General features: G+C 64.1%; 18 protein-coding genes. 9 read left to right on the top strand and 9 right to left on the bottom strand.

The window, feature by feature from the left end; translation table 11 throughout:
- Positions 1-2: 2 nt before the first annotated feature.
- The 3 genes from AC0L3U_RS18100 to AC0L3U_RS18110 all read right to left on the bottom strand — a co-directional run bounded on the left by AC0L3U_RS18100 (position 3) and on the right by AC0L3U_RS18110 (position 3,831).
- Positions 3-860 carry a branched-chain amino acid ABC transporter permease gene (locus tag AC0L3U_RS18100; RefSeq protein WP_063992465.1) on the bottom strand — a complete coding sequence of 286 codons (858 nt, stop codon included), beginning with the start codon at positions 858-860 and terminating at the stop codon, positions 3-5.
- Positions 861-968: 108 nt separating this feature from the next.
- Positions 969-2,483 carry an amidase gene (locus tag AC0L3U_RS18105; RefSeq protein ID WP_473362618.1) on the bottom strand — a complete coding sequence of 505 codons (1,515 nt, stop codon included), beginning with the start codon at positions 2,481-2,483 and terminating at the stop codon, positions 969-971.
- Positions 2,484-2,643: 160 nt separating this feature from the next.
- Positions 2,644-3,831: a substrate-binding domain-containing protein gene (locus AC0L3U_RS18110; RefSeq protein WP_473348387.1), complete on the bottom strand. Its 1,188-nt coding sequence runs from the start codon at positions 3,829-3,831 to the stop codon at positions 2,644-2,646.
- A 178-nt stretch (positions 3,832-4,009) separates the two neighbouring features.
- Here AC0L3U_RS18110 and AC0L3U_RS18115 point away from each other — a divergent pair, with 178 nt between their 5' ends.
- A complete protein-coding gene (locus AC0L3U_RS18115; protein ID WP_007599198.1) occupies positions 4,010-4,444 on the top strand; it encodes a MarR family winged helix-turn-helix transcriptional regulator in 435 nt (144 codons plus the stop codon).
- A gap of 347 nt (positions 4,445-4,791) precedes the next feature.
- Here the strand turns inward: AC0L3U_RS18115 and secA are convergent, their stop codons facing one another.
- Positions 4,792-7,632 carry a preprotein translocase subunit SecA gene (gene secA, locus AC0L3U_RS18120; protein ID WP_473362619.1) on the bottom strand — a complete coding sequence of 947 codons (2,841 nt, stop codon included), beginning with the start codon at positions 7,630-7,632 and terminating at the stop codon, positions 4,792-4,794.
- 361 nt (positions 7,633-7,993) lie between these two features.
- Here secA and AC0L3U_RS18125 point away from each other — a divergent pair, with 361 nt between their 5' ends.
- Both AC0L3U_RS18125 and argJ read left to right on the top strand, forming a co-directional pair.
- Entirely contained in the window at positions 7,994-8,956 is a 963-nt protein-coding gene (locus tag AC0L3U_RS18125) for a peptidylprolyl isomerase (RefSeq protein ID WP_473362620.1), read from the top strand.
- Positions 8,957-9,056: 100 nt separating this feature from the next.
- Positions 9,057-10,298, top strand: a complete 1,242-nt coding sequence (gene argJ / locus AC0L3U_RS18130) for a bifunctional glutamate N-acetyltransferase/amino-acid acetyltransferase ArgJ (protein WP_473362621.1) — start codon at positions 9,057-9,059, stop codon at positions 10,296-10,298.
- 14 nt (positions 10,299-10,312) lie between these two features.
- Here argJ and AC0L3U_RS18135 read toward each other — a convergent pair whose 3' ends face one another.
- Positions 10,313-11,668, bottom strand: coding sequence for a TadE/TadG family type IV pilus assembly protein (locus AC0L3U_RS18135; RefSeq protein WP_473362660.1), 1,356 nt, complete (start codon positions 11,666-11,668; stop codon positions 10,313-10,315).
- Positions 11,669-11,807: 139 nt separating this feature from the next.
- Here AC0L3U_RS18135 and mutT point away from each other — a divergent pair, with 139 nt between their 5' ends.
- Entirely contained in the window at positions 11,808-12,218 is a 411-nt protein-coding gene (gene mutT, locus AC0L3U_RS18140; protein WP_473362622.1) for an 8-oxo-dGTP diphosphatase MutT, read from the top strand.
- Positions 12,219-12,333: 115 nt separating this feature from the next.
- Here the strand turns inward: mutT and AC0L3U_RS18145 are convergent, their stop codons facing one another.
- Positions 12,334-13,182 carry a methyltransferase domain-containing protein gene (locus AC0L3U_RS18145; protein ID WP_473362661.1) on the bottom strand — a complete coding sequence of 283 codons (849 nt, stop codon included), beginning with the start codon at positions 13,180-13,182 and terminating at the stop codon, positions 12,334-12,336.
- 64 nt (positions 13,183-13,246) lie between these two features.
- On the opposite strand from AC0L3U_RS18145, the gene AC0L3U_RS18150 reads away from it, so the two are divergent.
- The 4 genes from AC0L3U_RS18150 to AC0L3U_RS18165 are packed head-to-tail and all read left to right on the top strand — an operon-like array spanning position 13,247 to position 15,724.
- A complete protein-coding gene (locus tag AC0L3U_RS18150; RefSeq protein ID WP_473362623.1) occupies positions 13,247-14,044 on the top strand; it encodes a ComF family protein in 798 nt (265 codons plus the stop codon).
- 47 nt (positions 14,045-14,091) lie between these two features.
- Positions 14,092-14,367 (top strand): glutaredoxin 3, encoded by a 276-nt coding sequence (gene grxC, locus AC0L3U_RS18155; protein ID WP_275172801.1) that lies wholly within the window; start codon positions 14,092-14,094, stop codon positions 14,365-14,367.
- A complete protein-coding gene (locus AC0L3U_RS18160; protein WP_473362624.1) occupies positions 14,364-15,242 on the top strand; it encodes a carbon-nitrogen hydrolase family protein in 879 nt (292 codons plus the stop codon). Before grxC ends, AC0L3U_RS18160 begins: the two co-directional genes overlap by 4 nt.
- Positions 15,239-15,724, top strand: a complete 486-nt coding sequence (locus AC0L3U_RS18165) for a DUF1178 family protein (protein ID WP_247464461.1) — start codon at positions 15,239-15,241, stop codon at positions 15,722-15,724. Before AC0L3U_RS18160 ends, AC0L3U_RS18165 begins: the two co-directional genes overlap by 4 nt.
- On the opposite strand, the gene AC0L3U_RS18170 is transcribed toward AC0L3U_RS18165, so the two are convergent.
- The 3 genes from AC0L3U_RS18170 to AC0L3U_RS18180 all read right to left on the bottom strand — a co-directional run bounded on the left by AC0L3U_RS18170 (position 15,721) and on the right by AC0L3U_RS18180 (position 18,164).
- Positions 15,721-16,620, bottom strand: a complete 900-nt coding sequence (locus tag AC0L3U_RS18170; protein WP_473362625.1) for an EamA family transporter — start codon at positions 16,618-16,620, stop codon at positions 15,721-15,723. The two genes, AC0L3U_RS18165 and AC0L3U_RS18170, sit on opposite strands and share 4 nt — an antisense overlap.
- A gap of 287 nt (positions 16,621-16,907) precedes the next feature.
- Entirely contained in the window at positions 16,908-17,681 is a 774-nt protein-coding gene (gene ubiG / locus AC0L3U_RS18175) for a bifunctional 2-polyprenyl-6-hydroxyphenol methylase/3-demethylubiquinol 3-O-methyltransferase UbiG (RefSeq protein WP_354207422.1), read from the bottom strand.
- A gap of 15 nt (positions 17,682-17,696) precedes the next feature.
- Entirely contained in the window at positions 17,697-18,164 is a 468-nt protein-coding gene (locus AC0L3U_RS18180) for a PH domain-containing protein (protein WP_473362626.1), read from the bottom strand.
- 149 nt (positions 18,165-18,313) lie between these two features.
- Between AC0L3U_RS18180 and AC0L3U_RS18185 the strand changes: the two genes are divergently transcribed.
- The gene (locus AC0L3U_RS18185; RefSeq protein ID WP_473362627.1) at positions 18,314-19,570 is read left to right on the top strand and encodes an aspartate kinase; all 1,257 of its coding nucleotides are present in this window, start codon (positions 18,314-18,316) and stop codon (positions 19,568-19,570) included.
- Positions 19,571-19,690 lie beyond the last annotated feature (120 nt).

Consider the following 19,690-nt stretch of genomic DNA (forward strand, 5'->3'; position numbering starts at 1 on the left):
GACTAAACCCCTTTTCCAGCGATGAGGCCCTGCGGCCGGAATTTGATGAAGACGATGGCGAGAACGAAAACGAGGACATCGGCCACGACGGGCGCCATCACCCAGGGCAGCGCGGCACTGAGCGTGCCGATGACGCCGGCGCCCGCGACCGGCCCGATGAAGGAGCCGACGCCGCCGACCATGACCGCGACGAAGCCCTGGATCAGGAAGCGCAGGCCGAGATCGGCGAACAGGCTGAACACCGGCACGATCAGCGCGCCGGCAAGGCCGGCAAGTGCCGCGCCGAACGCAAAGGTGGCGCCGTAGATCAGCGGCGTGGAGATTCCCGAGGCGCGTGCCAGCGACGGATTTTCCAGGGTAGCGCGCACGCGCAGGCCGAAGCTGGTGCGCGCCAGCAGCAGATAGCAGCCACCCATCACCAGCGCCGTGATGACGATGATGGTGAAGCGCCAGGCCGAGATATGCATGGCGCCGATGTCGATCGAGCCGCCGATCGGCTCGGGCACGGTGAGATAGAAGCCGCCGATCAGGCCGCGCACGGATTCGCGGATGATCAAGCCGAGCGCATAGGTGCCGAGCATGGCGACGATGGGGGCTGCGTAGAAGCGTCGGATGATCAGCGCCTCCAGCACGAAGCCGAGCGCGCCGACGACGAAGGGCGCGGCGACCATGCCGGCCCAGATGGGCAGGCCCTTGGCGTAGGCGAGATAGGTAATGTAGGCCCCGAGCAGGACGAACTCGCCCTGCGCGAAGTTGAAGATGCCCATCATGCTGGCGATGATCCCGAGCCCCAGCACGATCAGGACGATGATCGCGCCAAAGCTCAGGATCTCGAACGCCGCGACGAACGCGTTAGCCATGCGCCGGAGCCTTTCCCGTTCCGAAGGAATCGGAACGGGGCTCCGGCTTGATGTCTTGACGCGTCCGAAAACGCTTCCCTGTTCCGTTGGCCCGCATCAATGCCTCGCTCACATCTTCTTCCAGTCGCCGATCTGCTCGAAAGCATGCGCGGCACGGTAGATGGTGGATTCCTCGAACATGCGGCCGACCAGCATCAGGCCGACGGGCAGGCCGTCGACCATGCCGCAGGGCAGCGACATCGCCGGATGATGGGTGATGTCGAACGGCGCGGTGTTGGAGATCATCTCCAGCGCACGCGCGACATAGTCCTCGCGGCTGGCCGTGGGTTCCGGCAGCTTCGTCGCCTTCATCGGCGTGGTCGGCAGCAATAGCAAATCGTAGTCTTTGAAGGCCTTGTCGTAGGCCGCAGTCAGGCGTCGGGAGATGTTGAGCGCCTTGCCGTAATAGCGCGGACCAAAAGTATTGTTGATGTAGGTGCCGAGCAGCAGGAACAGCTTTGTGGTCTCGGACAGGGAATCCGCCTGCCGCCGCCAGCCGCGATGGAAGTCCATCAGCGTGGTCGAATAGAGGTCGGAGCGGGACAGGCCATAGCCGTCGCCATACATCATGGTCTGGGTCATGCCCTCGGTGCCGATCGGCGTCCAGATCGCGGGGCCCATGAGATGCATCGGAATCGAAACGGTCTCGACCGTGGCGCCGAGATCCCTAAAACGCTTTGCGGCCTCCCGCACGCTCTCGTTCACGGCGGCTTCAGCATTCGCCTGCTCAAAGCCTTCCTTGAGGATGCCGATCTTCATGCCCTTGACGCCCTGGCCGAGCGCCTTGGTGTACTCCTCGACCTTGGGCGCCTTGATGCGGGGATCGTAGCCGTCGTCGCCGGCCAGCACTTCGAGCAGCAGCGCGTTGTCGGCGACGGTCGCCGTCATCGGGCCGGTATGATCGACGAACACCTCGATCGGCATGATGCCGGTGTAGGGCACGAGGCCCCAGGTCGGCTTCATGCCATAGGTGCCGCAGAACGAGGACGGCATGCGGATCGAACCGCCCTGGTCGCCACCGATCGCCATGTCGACCTCGCCGAGCGCGACGACGACGCCGGAGCCTGACGACGAGCCGCCGGCCGAATAGCCCATCTTGTGCGGATTGTGGACTGCGCCGACCGCATTGGTGTGGCTGCCGCCGGACATGCAGAAGGATTCGCAATGAACTTTTCCGGCGATCTCGGCGCCGGCATCGAGCATGCGCGTGACGATGGTGGCGTCGAAATCGGGGACATAACCCTCGAGCGTCGCCGAGCCGTTCATCATGGGAACGCCGGCGAGCATGATGTTGTCTTTCAGTGCGACCGTCTTGCCCTTGAGCTTGCCGCTCGCCGCACCCTTCACGGTCGACTTGCGATACCAGGCGTTGCGCGGGTTCTCTTCCGGCGAGGGCCGATAGCCCGGCGTGCGCGGATATTTGACCTCCGGCACCTCGTCGGGCATGGCTCCGACGAGGTTGTAGGCTTCGATCGAGCCCTGCATCAGGCCGCGGAACGAGGCGACATCGTCATCGGACAGCGAAAGGCCGCACTGGTCGGCGACACTGCGCAATTGGGCTGGCGTGGGAAGGACAACTGTCACGGCGCTCTCCTGAAGTTTCTTGATCCCTGGCATTGGACGGAAGCCGTCCTGCGCCTGCATGGCACCGGTCGGGCGGCTTCGCTTCGATACTACAGACGGAAATATTTTCCTTTTCAAGTATTATTTTGGATTTCCGCCTGTGCGCGTCACTGGGCCCGCATCAGATCGGTTTGATCAGCTTGAAATCGAGGCCATCCGCCCCGGCGAGATACATTTGCATCCGGGTGTGTCCGTTCCTGACGGTGACGGGGCCGCGCGCGCCGCCATAGACGATGTTGCGGCCGGCCGCGAGCATGGGTCCCATCGCCAACGTGCCCGCCTTGTTCGCCACGGCCTCGAGGAAGCGCAGTCCCTCATAGCTGGATTGACCGAGCGAGCCGATCGGGGGGCCGTTCGGTCCGAACATCGCGCGATAGCGGCTCTGGAAGTCGTCATTGGCCCGCGATCCGATGCCGGGGAAATAGCCTGAGGCGCAGAACAGGTTCTCGCTGTTGTCGGCGCCGATTCCGAGCAGCACAGTCTCGTCCATCGCCCCGGCCAGCCGCAGCGTCGTGGCGCCGAGGCCGCATTCGCCGAACGCGCGATTGAACGTGATGCTGTCGGTGCCGATCAACGAGATCAGGACGACGTCCGGCCTCGCGGCTCGGATGCGCTCCAGATGCGGCTCGTGATTATCTTCGCCGAGGGGAACGAACTCTTCGCCGACGACATGGCCGCCGGCCTCCTTGATGTAGCGCTTCACCGCGCGGTGCGACTGCCAGGGCCAGACATAGTCGCTGCCGATCAGGTACCAGCGCGCCGCCTTCTTGACGTCGGCGAGCCAGTGAATCGAGGGGCGGCTCTGCCAGCGCGGCGTCTCGCCGATCGCCATGACCCCCGGCGTCTGCTCGCCGCCTTCGTAAACGGGCGTGTAGATGTAGGGGATGCGGTGGCGGGTGGTGACCTTGCGCAGCGCCACACGCACCGCGCTGGTATGCAGTCCGACGATGAGGTCGATCTCATCGGACGCGATCGCCTGCTCGGCGCGGCTCAGAATCTCGTCGAGCGGGCCGCCGGCGTCGTAGATCGAAAGCTCGATCTCGCGCCCGAGAATGCCGCCGCGCTTGTTGATCTCGGCGACCGCGAGCTGCGCGCTGCTTGTCGCACACGGACCCCAAACGCCGGGCGAGCCGGTGCAGCACATGAAGCCACCGATGCGCAGCTTGTTGTGTGCACCGCGGCGCTTCATGAAATGCGCGTCAGCCGGCGACAGGTCGAAATCCGCTGCCGCGGACGACAGATTCCTGAACAGCAAGGACGGCGGTAACGCCGGACCGCCGTGAGCCGGGAAGTTTACCGTCGCGCGCACGCCAACTCCTGTCTGACACCAGGCTTGAAAGCTCATTCGAGAGGCGGCCGCGGCACCCGCCCTATTGTTGGGCAATATCCTATTTTGAAAATATTGAATATTCAAGAATTGAAGTGCATATAGATGCAGCATCGATTGCAAGACATTCACTCATTTGGGTCAAGACAAAGTCTTAGCCGTGGCAAAACCGAACACCCCAATCACCGAACACCTCGCCTACCTGCTCGCGCAAGCCAACCGGGAGATCAACCGGCAGCTCGAACTGCGGTTGAGCAAGGAAGGCGTGCCCGTCGAGCAGTGGCGCATCCTGAAAGTCCTGTCGGATGGCAACGGCCATTCGATGGGCGAGCTTGCGGATGCCGTGCTGCTCAACCATCCGACGCTGACCAAGATGATCGACCGCATGGTCTCCGACACGCTGGTCTATCGCGTGCAGGACCCGAACGATCGCCGCAAGGTCCTGATGTTCATCTCCGATCGCGGCAAGGTGCTGAGCAAGAAGCTCAACTCGCTCGCGGTCGACCAGGAGGAGCACATCCTAGAGAGCTACGGCGACAAATCGACGAGCGAATTGAAGCGGCTGCTGGAGAGCTTGATCGACAGCTCGAATTGAGCGGTACGTTTAGCCAGCTCTCTCGACGGGTCGTCCTGGACAAGCGCAGCGAAGCGGAGCGCCGATCCAGGACCCATTACCCCAGAACGTAGTTTGGCGAAAACTCGCGCGGGTTAGCAGCTCGCGCTCTAACCTGTTGCCGGGGTAATGGGTCCTGGCTTTCGCCAGGACGACGATGGAGCTGCGCGCCACATAGTCGCTGTCATCGCCCGATTTAATCGGGCGATCCAGTATTCCAGAGACTGATGTGATTTGAACCGAGAAGCCGCGGCGTACTGGGTCGCCCGGCTAAACCGGGCGACGACAGTGGAGCGTGAGGCACTGACGTCGCACCTCACAGCTCATCGCTAGCCGTACCGCCCGTGGCAATGCTTGTACTTCTTGCCTGAGCCGCACGGGCAATCCTCGTTGCGGCCGATCTTGCCCCAGCTTGCCGGGTTCTTGGGATCACGCAACGCGGCGTCGGTGGCCTGTGCTCCGAGCGTGACGCTGGCGAGTGCCATTTCGTCCTCGCCGGTGTTCGGGTCGAACTTGTGCGCTTCCATCGGCGGCAGCACCGGGGCTTCCTGCTCCGGCGGCACGATCTCGACCCGCATCAGCTGCGCCGTGACGGCCTCGCGCAGATGCGCGCTCATCTCCTGGAAGAGGTTGAACGCTTCGGTCTTGTACTCCTGCAACGGATCGCGCTGGCCGTAGCCGCGCAGGCCGATGACCTGGCGCAGATGGTCGAGCATGATCAGATGCTCGCGCCAGAGATGGTCGAGCGTCTGCAGCAGAATGGTCTTCTCGACGTAACGCATCACATCGGGGCCCCATTGCCCGACCTTTGCGGCCATGTGCTCGTCGGCGCGGGTCTCGATGCGCGTGAGCAGCTCCTCGTCGGCGATGCCCTCTTCCTTGGCCCAGTCATCGACCGGCAGGTCGAGATCGAGCACGCGCTTGAGCTCTTCCTTCAGGCCCGCGACGTCCCACTGCTCGGCATAGGCATGCTCGGGCACGTGCTTGGCGACGAGGTCGTCGATGAAGGCGTGGCGCATGTCGGCGACGGTCTCGGCGACGCTGTCGTCCTTCATCAGGTCGACGCGCTGGTCGAAGATCACCTTGCGTTGGTCGTTCTGGACGTTGTCGAACTTGAGCAAATTCTTGCGGATGTCGAAGTTGCGGGCCTCGACCTTCTGCTGCGCCTTCTCGAGCGCCTTGTTGATCCAGGGATGGATGATGGCCTCGCCCTCTTGCAGGCCGAGACGCTGCAGCATGCTGTCGAGGCGATCCGAGCCGAAGATGCGCATCAGATCGTCTTCCAGCGACAGGAAGAATTTCGAGCGGCCGGGGTCGCCCTGACGGCCGGAACGGCCGCGAAGCTGGTTGTCGATGCGGCGGGATTCGTGGCGTTCGGAGCCCATGATGTAGAGGCCGCCGGGCTTCTTCACGGTCTTGGCCGGCTTCGAACCCTTCGCCGGCTCGATCTCGACCTCTTCCTCGGCCTTCAGAACGATCTCGCGGAAGTGCTCGATGTCGGCCTTGATCTGCTCGATCTTCAAGGCCTTCTCGGCCTCGTCCTCGATCGAAGCGGCCTCCTGCTGGATGCGCATTTCCAGCGAGCCGCCGAGCTTGATGTCGGTGCCGCGGCCGGCCATGTTGGTCGCGATCGTGATCGCGCCGGGCACGCCGGCTTCCGCGACGATGTAGGCTTCCTGCTCGTGGAAGCGCGCGTTCAGCACCGCGAACAGCTTTGCCGGTTTGCCGGCGCGGGCCGCGGCGTACAGCTTCTGCATCGAATTTTCGTTGCCGAAATCGATCTGCCGATAGCCGTGCTTCTTCAGATATTCGGCGATCACTTCCGATTTTTCGATCGAGGCGGTGCCGACCAGCACCGGCTGCAGCCGCGCATTGGCGCGCTCGATCTCGGCGAGGATCGCGGCGTATTTCTCGTTCTGGGTGCGATAGACCTCATCGTCCTCGTCGAGACGGGCGACCGGCAAATTGGTCGGGATTTCCACGACCTCGAGCTTGTAGATGTCGAACAGTTCGTCGGCTTCGGTCAGCGCCGTGCCGGTCATGCCGGCGAGCTTTTCGTACATCCGGAAATAGTTCTGGAAGGTGATCGAGGCCAGCGTCTGGTTTTCCGGCTGGACCTGCACGTGCTCCTTGGCTTCCAGCGCCTGATGCAGGCCTTCGGAATAGCGGCGGCCCTGCATCATGCGGCCGGTGAATTCGTCGATGATGACGACCTCGTCGTCGCGGACGATGTAGTCCTTGTCGCGCGTGAACAGCGTGTGGGCGCGCAGTGCCTGGTTGATGTGGTGCACGACAGAAACGTTCTCGACGTCGTAGAGCGACTCGCCCTTGAGCTGGCCGGCATCGCGCAGCAGCGTCTCGATCTTCTCCATGCCGGCTTCGGTCAGCGTCACCGTGCGCTGCTTCTCGTCGACGTCGTAATCGGACTTGTCGAGCTCGGGCAGGAAGCCGTCGATGGTGTTGTAGAAGTCGGAGCGGTCGTCGAGCGGGCCGGAGATGATCAGCGGCGTGCGCGCTTCGTCGATCAGGATGGAGTCGACTTCGTCGACGATGGCGTAGAAGTGTGGCCGCTGGACCATGTCCTCGAGCCGGTACTTCATGTTGTCGCGCAGATAGTCGAAGCCGTATTCGTTGTTGGTGCCGTAGGTGATGTCGCAGGCATAGGCCGTCTTGCGCTCGGAATCGTCGAGGCCGTGCACGATCACGCCGGTGGTCAGGCCGAGGAAGCCGTAGATCTGTCCCATCCAGGCGGAGTCGCGGCGGGCAAGGTAGTCGTTGACGGTGACGACGTGGACGCCCTTGCCGGCGAGCGCATTGAGGTAGACCGCGAGCGTCGCGACCAGCGTCTTGCCTTCGCCGGTCTTCATCTCGGCGATGTCGCCCTCGTGCAGAACCATGCCGCCGATCAGCTGGACATCGAAATGGCGCTGGCCGAGCGTGCGCTTGGCGGCTTCGCGGACGGTGGCGAAAGCGGGGACCAGCAGGTCGTCCAGGGTCTTGCCCTCGGCGAGCTGCTGCCTGAACTCGACGGTGCGGGCCTTGAGAGCCTCGTCGGAGAGTTTCGAGACCTCGGGCTCCAGCGCGTTGATCGCGTTGACGCGGGACTGATATCCCTTCACCCGCCGGTCGTTGGCGGAGCCGAAAAACTTGCGGGCGAGCGCGCCGATCATGCTTAGTTCCTGTGTTCGCGATTCAACCGCGTTCGCGTTGCAGCCAAGAGGTTGTCACCCGCCTGCCTATCAACTCACCGTGACGCCTGCCGGGCGCCGGAGCCCGGACTGCGGGGGGTCCATCCGCCATATGGGTGGGAGTTGGGCAAGTCTGGGTTCAACGGCCAAAAACGCAGCAAAATAAACGCCATCGCATGGACGCGACCGGGCAGAGATATGGCCCGGTCAGGGCCTTGTCAACGGCGGGTGCATTGCGGCTAATTCATCATTTTGACAGACTTTTCGCGTTGCCAAGGCCCCCTGAATTGGGCGAGTGTCCGCCCCGCTCGAGCAGCCCCCTGCTTCAACAAAAGGATTTTCCATGACCACCTCGTTCCCGGTAACCAAAACCGGCCTGCGCTTCGGCCTCGCCACCGCCCTCGTGGGCTGCCTTGCGCTGGCGCTGATCGCGGGTCCCGGCCGGGCTGCCGACGATCCGGTGCTGGCGAAGGTCAATGGCGCTGAAATCAAGAAGAGCGACGTTGCCATGGCCGAGGAGGAACTCGGGCCGAGCCTCGCCCAGATGGATCCGGCAACCAAGGACGAGAACGTCCTGTCCTTCCTGATCGACATGAAGATCGTCGGCAAGGCCGCCGAGGACAAGAAGCTCGCCGACGGCGAGGAGTTCAAGAAGCGCCTCGCGTTCGCCCGCAACCGCCTGCTGATGGACAGCCTGCTCGCCGGCGAGGGCAAGGCCGCCACCACCCCGGATGCCATGAAGAAGGTCTATGAGGAGGCCTCCAAGCAGATCACCGGCGAGCAGGAAGTGCACGCCCGCCACATCCTGGTCGAGACCGAGGACGAGGCCAAGGCGGTGAAGGCCGAGCTCGACAAGGGCGCCGACTTCGCCGAACTCGCCAAGAAGAAGTCCAAGGATCCGGGCTCGGCCGACGGCGGCGACCTCGGCTTCTTCACCAAGGAGCAGATGGTGCCGGAATTCTCGGCAATCGCCTTCGCGCTCGAGCCGGGCAAGATCTCCGACCCCGTGAAGTCGCAGTTCGGCTGGCACGTCATCAAGGTCGAGGAAAAGCGCAGCCGCAAGGCGCCTGATTTCGAGCAGGTCAAGGCGCAGATCGAGCAGTATGTCACCCGCAAGGCCCAGGCCGACTACGTCGCCAAGCTGCGCGCGGAAGCCAAGGTCGAGCGGCTGGACCAGCCGGCGGATGCGGCCAAGGACGCCAAGCCGGCTGATGCGGCCAAGCCTGCCGATGCCAAGTCTACCGATGCCAAGCCTGCCGATGCGAAGCCGTCCGACAGCAAGATGGCGCCGCCCGCGAAGAAGTAAGAATTCGCTGTCACTTCGGTGACGCCGAGGGTATCTAACGTCGCAATGGCCGGGCATCGCCCGGCCATCTGCATATCCAGACCCCATCAAGGCGCCCGTGATGTCCTCCTCCGTCTCTCCCCTCGCCCCGAAGAACGTTCCGAACATGCCCGTGATCGCGGGGGTCCGTCTCGCGACCGCCGAGGCCGGCATCCGCTACAAGAACCGCACCGACGTTCTGCTCGCGGTGATGGACAAGGGCACCGCGGTCGCAGGCGTCTTCACCAAGTCGAAATGCCCGTCCGCGCCGGTGGAATGGTGCCGCGCCAAGCTGAAGGGCGGCAAGGCGCGCGCGCTGGTGGTCAATTCCGGCAACGCCAACGCCTTCACCGGCAAGACCGGTCGCAGCTCCACCGCACTGACCGCCAAGATCGCGGCCAAGGCCGTCGGCTGCACCGAGGGAGAAATCTTCCTGGCCTCGACCGGCGTGATCGGCGAGCCGCTGGATGCGTCCAAGTTCGACGGCGTGCTTGGTCGGCTCGCTGAAACCGCCGAGGCCGGCGATTATCTCGCCGCCGCCAAGGCGATCATGACCACCGACACCTTCCCGAAGGTCGCGACCGCGACCGTGAAGCTCGGCAAGGCCAAGGTCACCATCAACGGCATGGCCAAGGGCGCCGGCATGATCGCGCCCGATATGGCGACGATGCTGTCCTTCATCTTCACCGACGCACCGATCGCGCCTGCCGCGCTGCAGGCGCTGCTCAAGAGTGGCGTCGAAGACACGTTCAACGCGGTCACGATCGACGGCGACACCTCGACCTCGGACACGCTGCTGGCCTTTGCCACCGGTGCTGCTGCAGAACACGGCGCGCCGAAGATCAGCCGGGCCAGCGACCCGCGCCTGAAAGCCTTCGTCAAGGCCTTCAACCAGGTGCTCGCCAATCTTTCCGAGCAGGTGGCCCGCGACGGCGAAGGCGCGCGCAAGCTGGTCGAGATCACCGTCGAGGGCGCCAAGACCAAGGCCTCAGCGCGTAAGATCGCGATGTCGATCGCGAACTCGCCGCTGGTGAAGACCGCTATCGCCGGTGAGGACGCCAATTGGGGCCGGGTGGTGATGGCGGTCGGCAAGGCAGGAGAGCCGGCGGACCGCGACAAGCTCTCGATCTCCTTCAACGGCATCCGCGTCGCCAAGAGCGGCGCGCGCGATCCGTCCTACGACGAGGCGCAGGTGTCGGAAGCGATGAAGGCGCCGGAGATCGCGATCAAGGTCTCGCTCGGCCTCGGCAAGGGCCGCGACCGCGTGCTGACCTGCGACCTCACCAAGGAGTATGTCGCGATCAACGGGGATTACAGGTCATAGAGTTTACGGCTGCCTCACCCCGAGATCCGCGCATCCGCGAGCGCCTTCTTGAACAGCGCGTTCATCGCTTCCGAAATGCCCTGGGTGGGGCTAACCTCGAAATAGAATCCCGGCGAAGCGCAGCTCTCCATGTTCTGCGCGATCTTGCTGTTCGGAGACGGCCCCCACGGCCCGGGGTTAAAGGGCGATATCCATGTGTTGTACCAGCCGTCAGTAGGCGGTTGGTATGTCGTGTACAGCACCGCGATCTTGATCCCGCGGTTCTTGATGGTCGTGCAGAGCGCCGGATTGAGCGGCGACTGACAGCGGTTCGATGACGCGAGAGGATACGAAGAAGACGAGACACTACACATCGTCATGCCCGAGTTGGCTTCGTCAGCGACCCCATCGGATACAAAAAACAGATACTTCATTGGTGACGCGGACGTCCCTGCTCCAGGCGAGGCGATTGCGCTATTGATTGCGGGAAAAATAGTGGTGAGGGGAGTATCTTTGTCGATAGTATACACGTCATTCTGACCGGCAACCGCCATCAGGTCGATGTTTCCCGCCGCCGTCTTGGCGGAGCTCAGGCTCGAAGAAAGCGCGAACAGATTTCTCAATCCGATCGTCGCTGACGAAGCCCCAAAATCGTAGATCGCCATTCTGAACTGGTTCGCGTAGGTCTGCGTGCTCTGGGCCGTGTCCATTAAGTTCGCGCTCGCTTGGCGCACCACGTCAATTCGGGTCGTGATGCCATTTGCTTTGGCGATGTCGTAGTTGCTTGTGCCGGCCGCCTTGGTGGTGTCGTGACAGGCGAATGCACATCCACCCGTCTTTCCCTGCAATTTCGTGATGTCGGCCGGTGTCGCTGCGACGCCCATCGACGGAGAATTGTCCAGCAGGAGATAGAAGTCGACATAGAGCGGCATATTGGCCGTCGACGCCGACGTGCCGCTCATGGTCAGCGTGGTCTTGCCGATCAGGCCGAGAAACATGGTATTGATGGTGGCGGTGAACGAGACGGTCGAGTTGATGGTCGAGCCGGTCTTGACGACGGTCGGGGTGACACTGTTGAGCGTATAGCCGGTCAGGTTGGCGCGATTGGCATCGAAGATTTTCTGGGCGTCGGTGACGCCGACCGTGATCGTGCCGTCCGTGGTCATCGAGCCCGCCGCGACGAACCCCGGCGATGTCTTGGCGAGCGCACCGACGCTGGCCGCGTCGGCCGCGCCCTGAAGTTTCGCCCGGACCTGCGTCGCGCGCGAGTAGTCGATCGCACTGCCGACGAACGTGATCAGAGGCACGCAGCAGATTGCGAAGATCACCGCCACATTGCCGCGCCGGTCGCGGAGGAACCGGCGGAAGATGGTACGACACTCAGCGCGCATGGATCTGGCCCGGATTGGTTTCGGCGTTTCCACTCTAGGAACCGTGGATTAAATATGACTTATGGAGACCTCGGAAACACGGGCCTTAACAGGGTTAACGAACCGTTGCGAATGACCTTCAGCGAGCGACATTCCAGGCATGGCTGATCTCAAACTGACGCTGGTGGTGGCCTGCGCGCTGGTCGACGCCGACAACCGCGTCCTGATCGCGCAGCGCCCCGAGGGCAAGACGCTGGCCGGCCTCTGGGAATTTCCCGGCGGCAAGTGTGAGCCCGGCGAGCGGCCGGAACAGAGCCTGATCCGCGAACTCCACGAGGAACTCGGCATCACCGTCGCGGAGCCCTGCCTGGCGCCGCTGACATTCGCAAGCTACGGCTACGAGACCTTCCACCTCCTGATGCCGCTCTACATCTGCCGGCGCTGGGAGGGACAGGTCGCGCCACGCGAAGGCCAGACCCTGGCCTGGGTCCGCGCCAACAAGCTGCGCGACTATCCCATGCCGCCCGCGGATGTTCCGCTGATCCCGCATTTGATCGATTTGCTGATGTGAGCCCAGACCTCATCCTGAGGAGACCGCGCAGCGGTCGTCTCGAAGGATGGCTGCGGATGAGAGCCGGGCCTGCATGGTTCGAGACGGCGCTGACGCGCCTCCTCACCATGAGGAGTTACGTCCCTCCCGCCTTCTTCACCGCCTCCGCCAGGCTCGCTTTGGCTGAGCCGGGCTTGAGCGGCTGCTGCTGGCTCGCATCCGGGGCCCAGCCGGAGAGCCAGATGATATCGAAGGTCGCACGGATGCGGCCGTCGGCATCGGCAAAGCGTTCCGCGTAGATTTCGGCCATCCGCAGCAGCGTCGATCGCCGGCTCGGCGTGCGCCGCCGCTCGATCAGCACATTGGCGGCGCCCATGCGCCTGATATCCTGCATCAGCGCGAACGCGTTGCCATAGCGCACCACGACGCGGTCGACATCGGTGACCGGCAGCGCAAATCCTGCTCGCTGCAACAGCGCACCAATGTCGCGCAGATCGGCAAACGGTGCGACGCGCGGCGACACGCCGCCCTCGCATTCGGCCTCGGCGGCGGCAAAAGCCTGGCGCAGCTCGGTCAGGCTGTCGCCGCCGATCATCGCCGCCAGCAGCAGCCCGTCCGGCCTCAGCGCGCGACGGATTTGCGCGAGCACACCCGGCAGATCGTTGACGAATTGCAGCGCCAGCGCCGAGACCACGAGATCGAGGCTTTCGGGCGCAAAAGGCAGCTTCTCCGCACCCGACGCATCGAGCTCGATGCGCTCGATCGAGGGCAGTCGCGCGTGCAGCACCGCGAGACCCTCGCCGGGCGTCCAGAGATCGGCCGCTGTGTGAAACTCCCGCATCACCGCGGCCAGCCGGTCGGACATGTCCTCGGCGACCCGATCCAGCAGGAAGCTCACGGCCCCTTGCGCCTGCGCGCGGCGCTGTCGCGCGTGCAGCAAAGTACGGTCGAACAAAGCGGGCGGGGTTTGCGGGTCTTGAGCCATGCCGCTGGTTACGCCGATCACGCTGGTTCTGGCAATCCGGTGCGTGCGGCGCTAGCTTTCGGCCATGGCATCCGACGCCGCCCCCTTCAGCTCCATCGCCGCCCCCCTGCGTGCCGCATGGACGGCTGGCCGCCACGTGCTGTCACGTGCGGCACGGCTTGCGCTCGACATCGCGCTGCCGACGCTGTGCGTGTCCTGCCGCGAGCCGGTCGACGGCGAGGGCGTGTGCGCGGCGTGCTGGGCGCGGCTGTCGTTCATCGAACGGCCCTACTGCCCGCGGCTCGGCATTCCTTTTGTGTACGATCCCGGCCCCGACATGCTGTCGATGGAGGCGATCGCGAGCCCGCCGGCCTACCAGCGGGCGCGCGCCGCGGTGCGTTATGACGACGTCGCGCGCACCCTGGTGCATGCGCTGAAATACCAGGACCGCGCGGATTTGGCGCCCGCCATGGGCCGCTGGATGGCGCGCGCGGGCGGCGAGCTGCTCGCCGAGGCCGACATGCTGGTGCCCGTTCCCCTGCACTGGCGAAGGGCCTGGCGCCGCCGTTACAACCAATCCGGGGCGCTGGCACGGATCATCGAGCGGCAGAGCGGCGTGAAAGCGAAGGCTGAGGTGCTGCGCCGGGTCCGCGCGACCGAGCAGCAGATCGGCCTGTCGCGAGCCCAGCGCGCCACCAATGTGCAGGGCGCATTCCAGGTATCCCCGGACCGTCAGGCGGACATCCAGGGTCGGCGCATTGTCCTCATCGACGACGTCCTGACGTCCGGGGCGACGCTGGATGCCTGTGCGCGGGCCCTGCTCCGGGCCAAAGCGGCGCAAGTGGACGTGCTGGTGTTTGCCCGGGTTGTCGAGACCCGGTGAAGTCCCATATAATTCAATGAATTCATGACATGAAAGCGCCAGGCAAGATGACCGCTGCTGTCGAGATCTACACGAGGCCGGGCTGCGGCTATTGTTCCGCCGCCAAGTCGCTGCTGACCCGCAAGAAGGCGACCTTCACGGAGTTCGATATCGCCAAGAACCCGTCCTGGCGCCAGGAGATGTACGATCGCGCCGGCGAGGGCTCGACCTTCCCGCAGATCTGGATCGGCGGAACCCATGTCGGCGGCTGCGACGAGCTCTACGCGCTCGATCGCGAAGGCAAGCTCGACGGCATGCTCGAAAGCGTCAAGGCGGAGTCATGAGCGACACCAGGACCTTCACGGCGGCGATGGTGCAGATGCGCACCGGCCTGATGCCCGAGCCGAGCCTCGCGCAGGCCACCAGGCTAATCCGCCAGGCGGCGGCCAATGGCGCCGACTACGTGCAGACGCCCGAAGTCAGCAACATGATGCAGCTCAACCGCAAGGCACTGTTCGAGCACCTCCAGAGCCAGGACGATGACAACTCGCTGAGGGCATACCGGGCGCTCGCGGCCGAACTGAAGATCCACATCCATGTCGGCTCGCTGGCGCTGCGCTTTTCGGACGAAAAAGCGGTCAACCGCTCCTTCCTGATCGGGCCCGAGGGCAATGTGCTCGCGAGCTACGACAAGATCCACATGTTCGACATCGAGCTACCGGACGGCGAGAGCTATCGCGAATCCGCCAATTACCAGCCGGGCGAGACGGCGGTGATCTCCGACCTGCCCTGGGGCCGCGTCGGCCTGACGATTTGTTATGACGTGCGCTTCCCCGCGCTCTACCGCGCGCTGGCCGAAAGCGGCGCATACTTCATCACGGTACCCTCGGCCTTCACCCGCAAGACCGGCGAGGCGCATTGGCATGTGCTGTTGCGTGCGCGCGCGATCGAGACCGAGTGCTTCATCTTCGCCGCGGCGCAGGCAGGCCTGCACGAGAACAAGCGCGAGACCTATGGCCATTCGCTGATCATCGATCCCTGGGGCGAGATTCTCGCCGAGGGCGATGTCGAGCCCGGCATCATCATGGCAAAAATCGACCCGGCCAAGGTCGAGACCGCGCGCCGCGCCATCCCCTCGCTCCAGCACGGCCGCCGCTTCGGCGTCGCCGACCCCAAGGCGGGGCCGGACCATCTGCACCTGGTGCGGGGATCGGCATGATCCGCTACGCGCTCCGCTGCGACCGGAGCCACGACTTCGAGAGTTGGTTCCAGAGCTCGGCCGCGTACGATTCTCAGGTGAAGCGCAAGCTCGTGACCTGTCCGATCTGCGGCTCGGCCAAGGTCGACAAGGCGATCATGGCGCCGCGCATCGTCGGCAAGAAGGGCCGCGGACGCGCCACGCCGCCGCCCGAGCCCACCGCCACGACGCCCGCGCCCGAGGCTGCGCAATCCGCACCGACCTCGCTGTTGATGGCGCAGGAGCGCGAGCTGCGTGCCAAGCTCAAGGAGCTGCGCGATCACATCGTGAAGAACGCCGACAATGTCGGTGAGCGATTCGCCACCGAAGCCCGCGCGATGCATTACGGCGACAAGGAGCATCGTCCGATCTACGGCGAGGCCTCGCCCGACGAGGCCAAGTCGCTGATCGACGAAGGCATCGAGGTGTCGCCGCTGCCGACGCTGCCGGAAGATCGGAATTAAACTCCCACCAGCACCGCCACGCCGATCACGATCAGCGCGATGCCAATAACCTCGCGCGGCGCGATCGGCTGCTTGAACGAATAATACGCCACGCCTTGCGCGAACAGCACCTCGATCAAAGCGAGGGTGCGGACATTGGCGGCGGCCGTCAGCGCGAACGCCAGGAACCAGAACTGCGAGGCGAACGCGCCCATGAAGCCGGCGAGCAGCGATGGCTTCCAAAGCCCCAGGATCGCCTGAAGCACGTTCGGCGCGCGCCAGAGCAGATAGATCGTCAGGATCAGCGTCTGCACGAACAGCCCGAGCACCAGCGTGAAGGATGCCGCCGTCACGAACGAGACATCAGGCACGTTGATGATGGCGCCGCGGAAGCCGACCGCAGAGAGCGCGAAGGCGGCGGCCGCGACGAGGCCGGTGATGGTCGGCTTCAATTCGGCAAAGCTCTTCTCGCCGCCGGGCCGCAGCGCGGTGATGACGACGCCGATTGTCGCGATCACGATCGCCAGCACCTTCAGCCATGTCAGATGATCGCCGAGGAAGACGAAGCCGAAGATGGCGGTCTGGATCGCCTCGGTTTTCAGATAGGCCGTCGTCACCACGAAGGAGCGGTCGTTCATGGCGAGCAGCATCAGGCCGGTCGCGACGATCTGGCTAAGCGCGCCGAGCAGGAGCCACGGCCAGAACACGCCGGGCGGCATACCGAGATGATCACCGGTGGCGACCAGCACCACCGCCAGGAACAGCAGCGAGAACGGAAAGCCGAACAGGAAGCGGATATTGGTTGCGCCCCAGGTCCCCAGCGGCTTCGTCAGCGACCGCTGCATCGCATTGCGCGCGACCTGGCCGAGCGCGGCAATGACGGTAAAGGGAATCCAGAGGCTGGCGATGGTGAACATGGGTGGGATGGCGGTGGGAGGAAGAGGACGTTGAGGTCAACGTGCCGCTCGCGCTCAAGCAGGTCAATCACGCCGATGTCATGGGTGCGATGCTTGCCTGACAAACTCGGTGTCGTCCTGGACAAGCAAAGCGCAGATCCAGGACCCATTACCCCAGGGAGTGATTTGGCGAAGATTCGTGGTTATCAGCCTTCGCCTAACTAGACCCTGGGGTAATGGGTCCCGGCCTTCGCCGGGACGACACCTATATTTGCGGAGACAGCTAGGCCGCCACGAGCAGCAACGCCTCACACCATGCCTTCCGCCACCACCATGTAGTTCACGTCCATGTCTGACGAGAGGGTCCATTTGTCGGCGAAGGGTGAGTAGACGACGCCGGTCTGCTCGGTGATGACCAGGCGGTTATCGAGCAGGTATTTCGTCAGCTCGTCGGGGGTGACGAACTTGTTCCACTCGTGGGTGCCGCGCGGCAGCCAGCGCAGGACGTATTCGGCGCCGACGATGGCGAGCGCAAAGCTCTTCCAGTTCCTGTTCAGCGTCGAGACCACCATCAGGCCGTTCGGCTTCAGCATCGCGGCGCAGCGCTTCAGGAAAACGCCGACGTCGACGACGTGCTCGACCACCTCCATCGCCAGCACGATGTCGAAGCGCTCGCGCGGGTCGATCTCCTCGACCGTCGTGCAGCGATAGTCGATCGCGAGATGCGCCTTGTCGGCATGCAGCTTCGCGGCCGCGATGTTGCTGACCGACGGGTCGACGCCGATAACCTGCGCGCCCAGGCGCGACAGCGGCTCGCAGAGCAGGCCGGCACCGCAGCCGATGTCGAGCACGCGCAGACCGCCAAGGCAGTTGAGGCTGCGCACATTACGCTCGAACTTACGGCAGGCGGCATCGCGGATGTAGCCGAGCCGCAGCGGGTTGATCCGGTGCAGCGGCGCCATCTTGCCGTTGGGGTCCCACCACTCGGCCGAAAGTTTTGAGAATTTCGCGATCTCGGCGGCGTCGACGGTCGAGCCCGGCTGCGGGCTTGCGGTTGCGGAAGTATTTTGCTGCATGCTCATGGGTTGCGCGCGGTCCTACCGCGTGGTGATCGAACTGCGGAAGGCGAGCGGCGAGGCGATGGTCCGGATGGTCTCGATCCCCTCGCCGACGCCGCGAATCGTCACGTCGCCGTAGTTGAGAATTCGTCCAAGAATGGTCTGATCGACATCGACGCTCTCGACCTTGTCCAGCGCCATTTCGAAGGTGCGGCGCTTGATGAAGCCGGTCTTGTGCACGACCCGCAAATTGGTGACGTCCGTCTCGGTGGTAAAGCGATGGAACCAGCCCTTCACGGTCCAGTACAGCGCCGCCAGAGCCACCAGCCCGGACGCGACGAGACAGAGCAGGACGAGCCCCTCGACGATGGTTTGCCGGGACAGAACGAACAGGGCCAGCGCCACGATCCAGGCCAGGATCGCCGGAAAATAGAAGATCCAGTGCGCATTGGTCGAATACAGCACCCGCTCGCCCGGTTGCAGGATCTCGTCGATATAACGCGCCATGACCTCGATTAACCCATTGCCCGGATTGGTCCACGCAGGAACCCGCTTGCCCCCGGCCCCGCCCCTCTGTATACGCGCGGTCGGTATCGCAGGCACCCGTCCAGCGCGGGTCACCATACTTATCCTTATGAGGGAATGCACGCGTCGTCATGAGCCGCCTCGTGATGAAATTCGGCGGCACATCCGTCGCCAACATCGAACGTATCCGCAACGTCGCACGCCATGTGAAGCGTGAGGTCGACGCCGGCCATGAAGTGGCCGTGGTCGTCTCGGCGATGTCCGGTAAAACCAACGAGCTGGTGGCATGGTGCACCGAGGCCTCGCCGATGCACGACGCGCGCGAATATGACGCCGTGGTCGCCTCGGGCGAACAGGTGACGTCCGGCCTGCTTGCCATCGTGCTTCAGGGCATGGGTATCCAGGCCCGCTCCTGGCAGGGCTGGCAGATCCCGATCACGACCAGCGACGCCCATGCCTCGGCCCGGATCGAGGGCATCGACGGCAGCGAGATCATCAAGCGCTTCAGGGAGCGCAAGGAAGTCGCCGTGATCGCCGGCTTCCAGGGCATCTACCCCGAGACCAACCGCATCACGACGCTTGGCCGCGGCGGCTCCGACACCTCGGCCGTGGCAATCGCCGCAGCCGTCAAGGCGGACCGCTGCGACATCTACACCGACGTCGACGGTGTCTACACAACAGATCCGCGAATCGTGCCGAAGGCGCGCCGGCTCGACAAGATCGCGTTCGAAGACATGCTGGAGCTGGCCTCCCAAGGCGCCAAGGTGCTCCAGGTCCGCTCGGTGGAACTCGGCATGGTCCACAACATGCCGATTTTCGTCCGCTCGAGCTTCGACAAGCCCGAGGATGTCGACCCGCATGCCAACCAGCCGCCCGGCACGCTGATCTGCAGCGAGGAGGAGATCATGGAAAGCCACGTCGTCACCGGCATCGCCTTTTCAAAGGATGAGGCCCAGATCTCGGTCCGCCAGATCGAGGACAAGCCCGGCGTGGCGGCGTCGATCTTCGGCCCGCTCGCGGAGGCCAACATCAACGTCGACATGATCGTGCAGAACGTCTCCGAGGACGGCAAGACCACCGACCTCACCTTCACGGTTCCGGCCGCCGACTACACCAGGGCCAAGGAGACGATCACCGCGGCCAAGAGCCAGATCAATTATGCCCGGCTCGACACCGCGACCGACGTCGCCAAGATCTCCGTGATCGGCAGCGGCATGCGCAGCCATGCCGGCGTCGCCGCCCAGGCGTTCTCGGCCCTCGCAGGACGGAATATCAACATCCGGGCCATTACAACCTCCGAGATCAAATTCTCGGTCCTGATCGACACCGCCTATACCGAGCTTGCGGTGCGCACGCTGCACACGCTCTACGGTCTCGATCAGGCTTAGGCTAATTTTCTCTTAGCGGTCGCAGCAAACGCTGAGGTCTCCACACTTTCGCGTTTGGCAGGCGTTTTGCTTGGCAAAACAAGCCCCAATTCGCTATACGGCGAACAGGGTGGGCTGCCG

Source organism: Bradyrhizobium sp. Kon69 (assembly GCF_055807515.1).

What these genes read in the sequence shown, in the direction of transcription:
- AC0L3U_RS18145 (WP_473362661.1), bottom strand. Translation starts at nt 13,182, where the DNA reads ATGGCTCAAGACCCGCAAACCCCGCCCGCTTTGTTCGACCGTACTTTG.
- AC0L3U_RS18100 (WP_063992465.1), bottom strand. Translation starts at nt 860, where the DNA reads ATGGCTAACGCGTTCGTCGCGGCGTTCGAGATCCTGAGCTTTGGCGCG.
- AC0L3U_RS18125 (WP_473362620.1), top strand. Translation starts at nt 7,994, where the DNA reads ATGACCACCTCGTTCCCGGTAACCAAAACCGGCCTGCGCTTCGGCCTC.
- AC0L3U_RS18180 (WP_473362626.1), bottom strand. Translation starts at nt 18,164, where the DNA reads ATGGCGCGTTATATCGACGAGATCCTGCAACCGGGCGAGCGGGTGCTG.
- AC0L3U_RS18170 (WP_473362625.1), bottom strand. Translation starts at nt 16,620, where the DNA reads ATGTTCACCATCGCCAGCCTCTGGATTCCCTTTACCGTCATTGCCGCG.
- AC0L3U_RS18135 (WP_473362660.1), bottom strand. Translation starts at nt 11,668, where the DNA reads ATGCGCGCTGAGTGTCGTACCATCTTCCGCCGGTTCCTCCGCGACCGG.
- AC0L3U_RS18165 (WP_247464461.1), top strand. Translation starts at nt 15,239, where the DNA reads ATGATCCGCTACGCGCTCCGCTGCGACCGGAGCCACGACTTCGAGAGT.
- grxC (WP_275172801.1), top strand. Translation starts at nt 14,092, where the DNA reads ATGACCGCTGCTGTCGAGATCTACACGAGGCCGGGCTGCGGCTATTGT.
- argJ (WP_473362621.1), top strand. Translation starts at nt 9,057, where the DNA reads ATGTCCTCCTCCGTCTCTCCCCTCGCCCCGAAGAACGTTCCGAACATG.
- ubiG (WP_354207422.1), bottom strand. Translation starts at nt 17,681, where the DNA reads ATGAGCATGCAGCAAAATACTTCCGCAACCGCAAGCCCGCAGCCGGGC.
- AC0L3U_RS18150 (WP_473362623.1), top strand. Translation starts at nt 13,247, where the DNA reads ATGGCATCCGACGCCGCCCCCTTCAGCTCCATCGCCGCCCCCCTGCGT.
- AC0L3U_RS18185 (WP_473362627.1), top strand. Translation starts at nt 18,314, where the DNA reads ATGAGCCGCCTCGTGATGAAATTCGGCGGCACATCCGTCGCCAACATC.
- secA (WP_473362619.1), bottom strand. Translation starts at nt 7,632, where the DNA reads ATGATCGGCGCGCTCGCCCGCAAGTTTTTCGGCTCCGCCAACGACCGG.
- mutT (WP_473362622.1), top strand. Translation starts at nt 11,808, where the DNA reads ATGGCTGATCTCAAACTGACGCTGGTGGTGGCCTGCGCGCTGGTCGAC.
- AC0L3U_RS18160 (WP_473362624.1), top strand. Translation starts at nt 14,364, where the DNA reads ATGAGCGACACCAGGACCTTCACGGCGGCGATGGTGCAGATGCGCACC.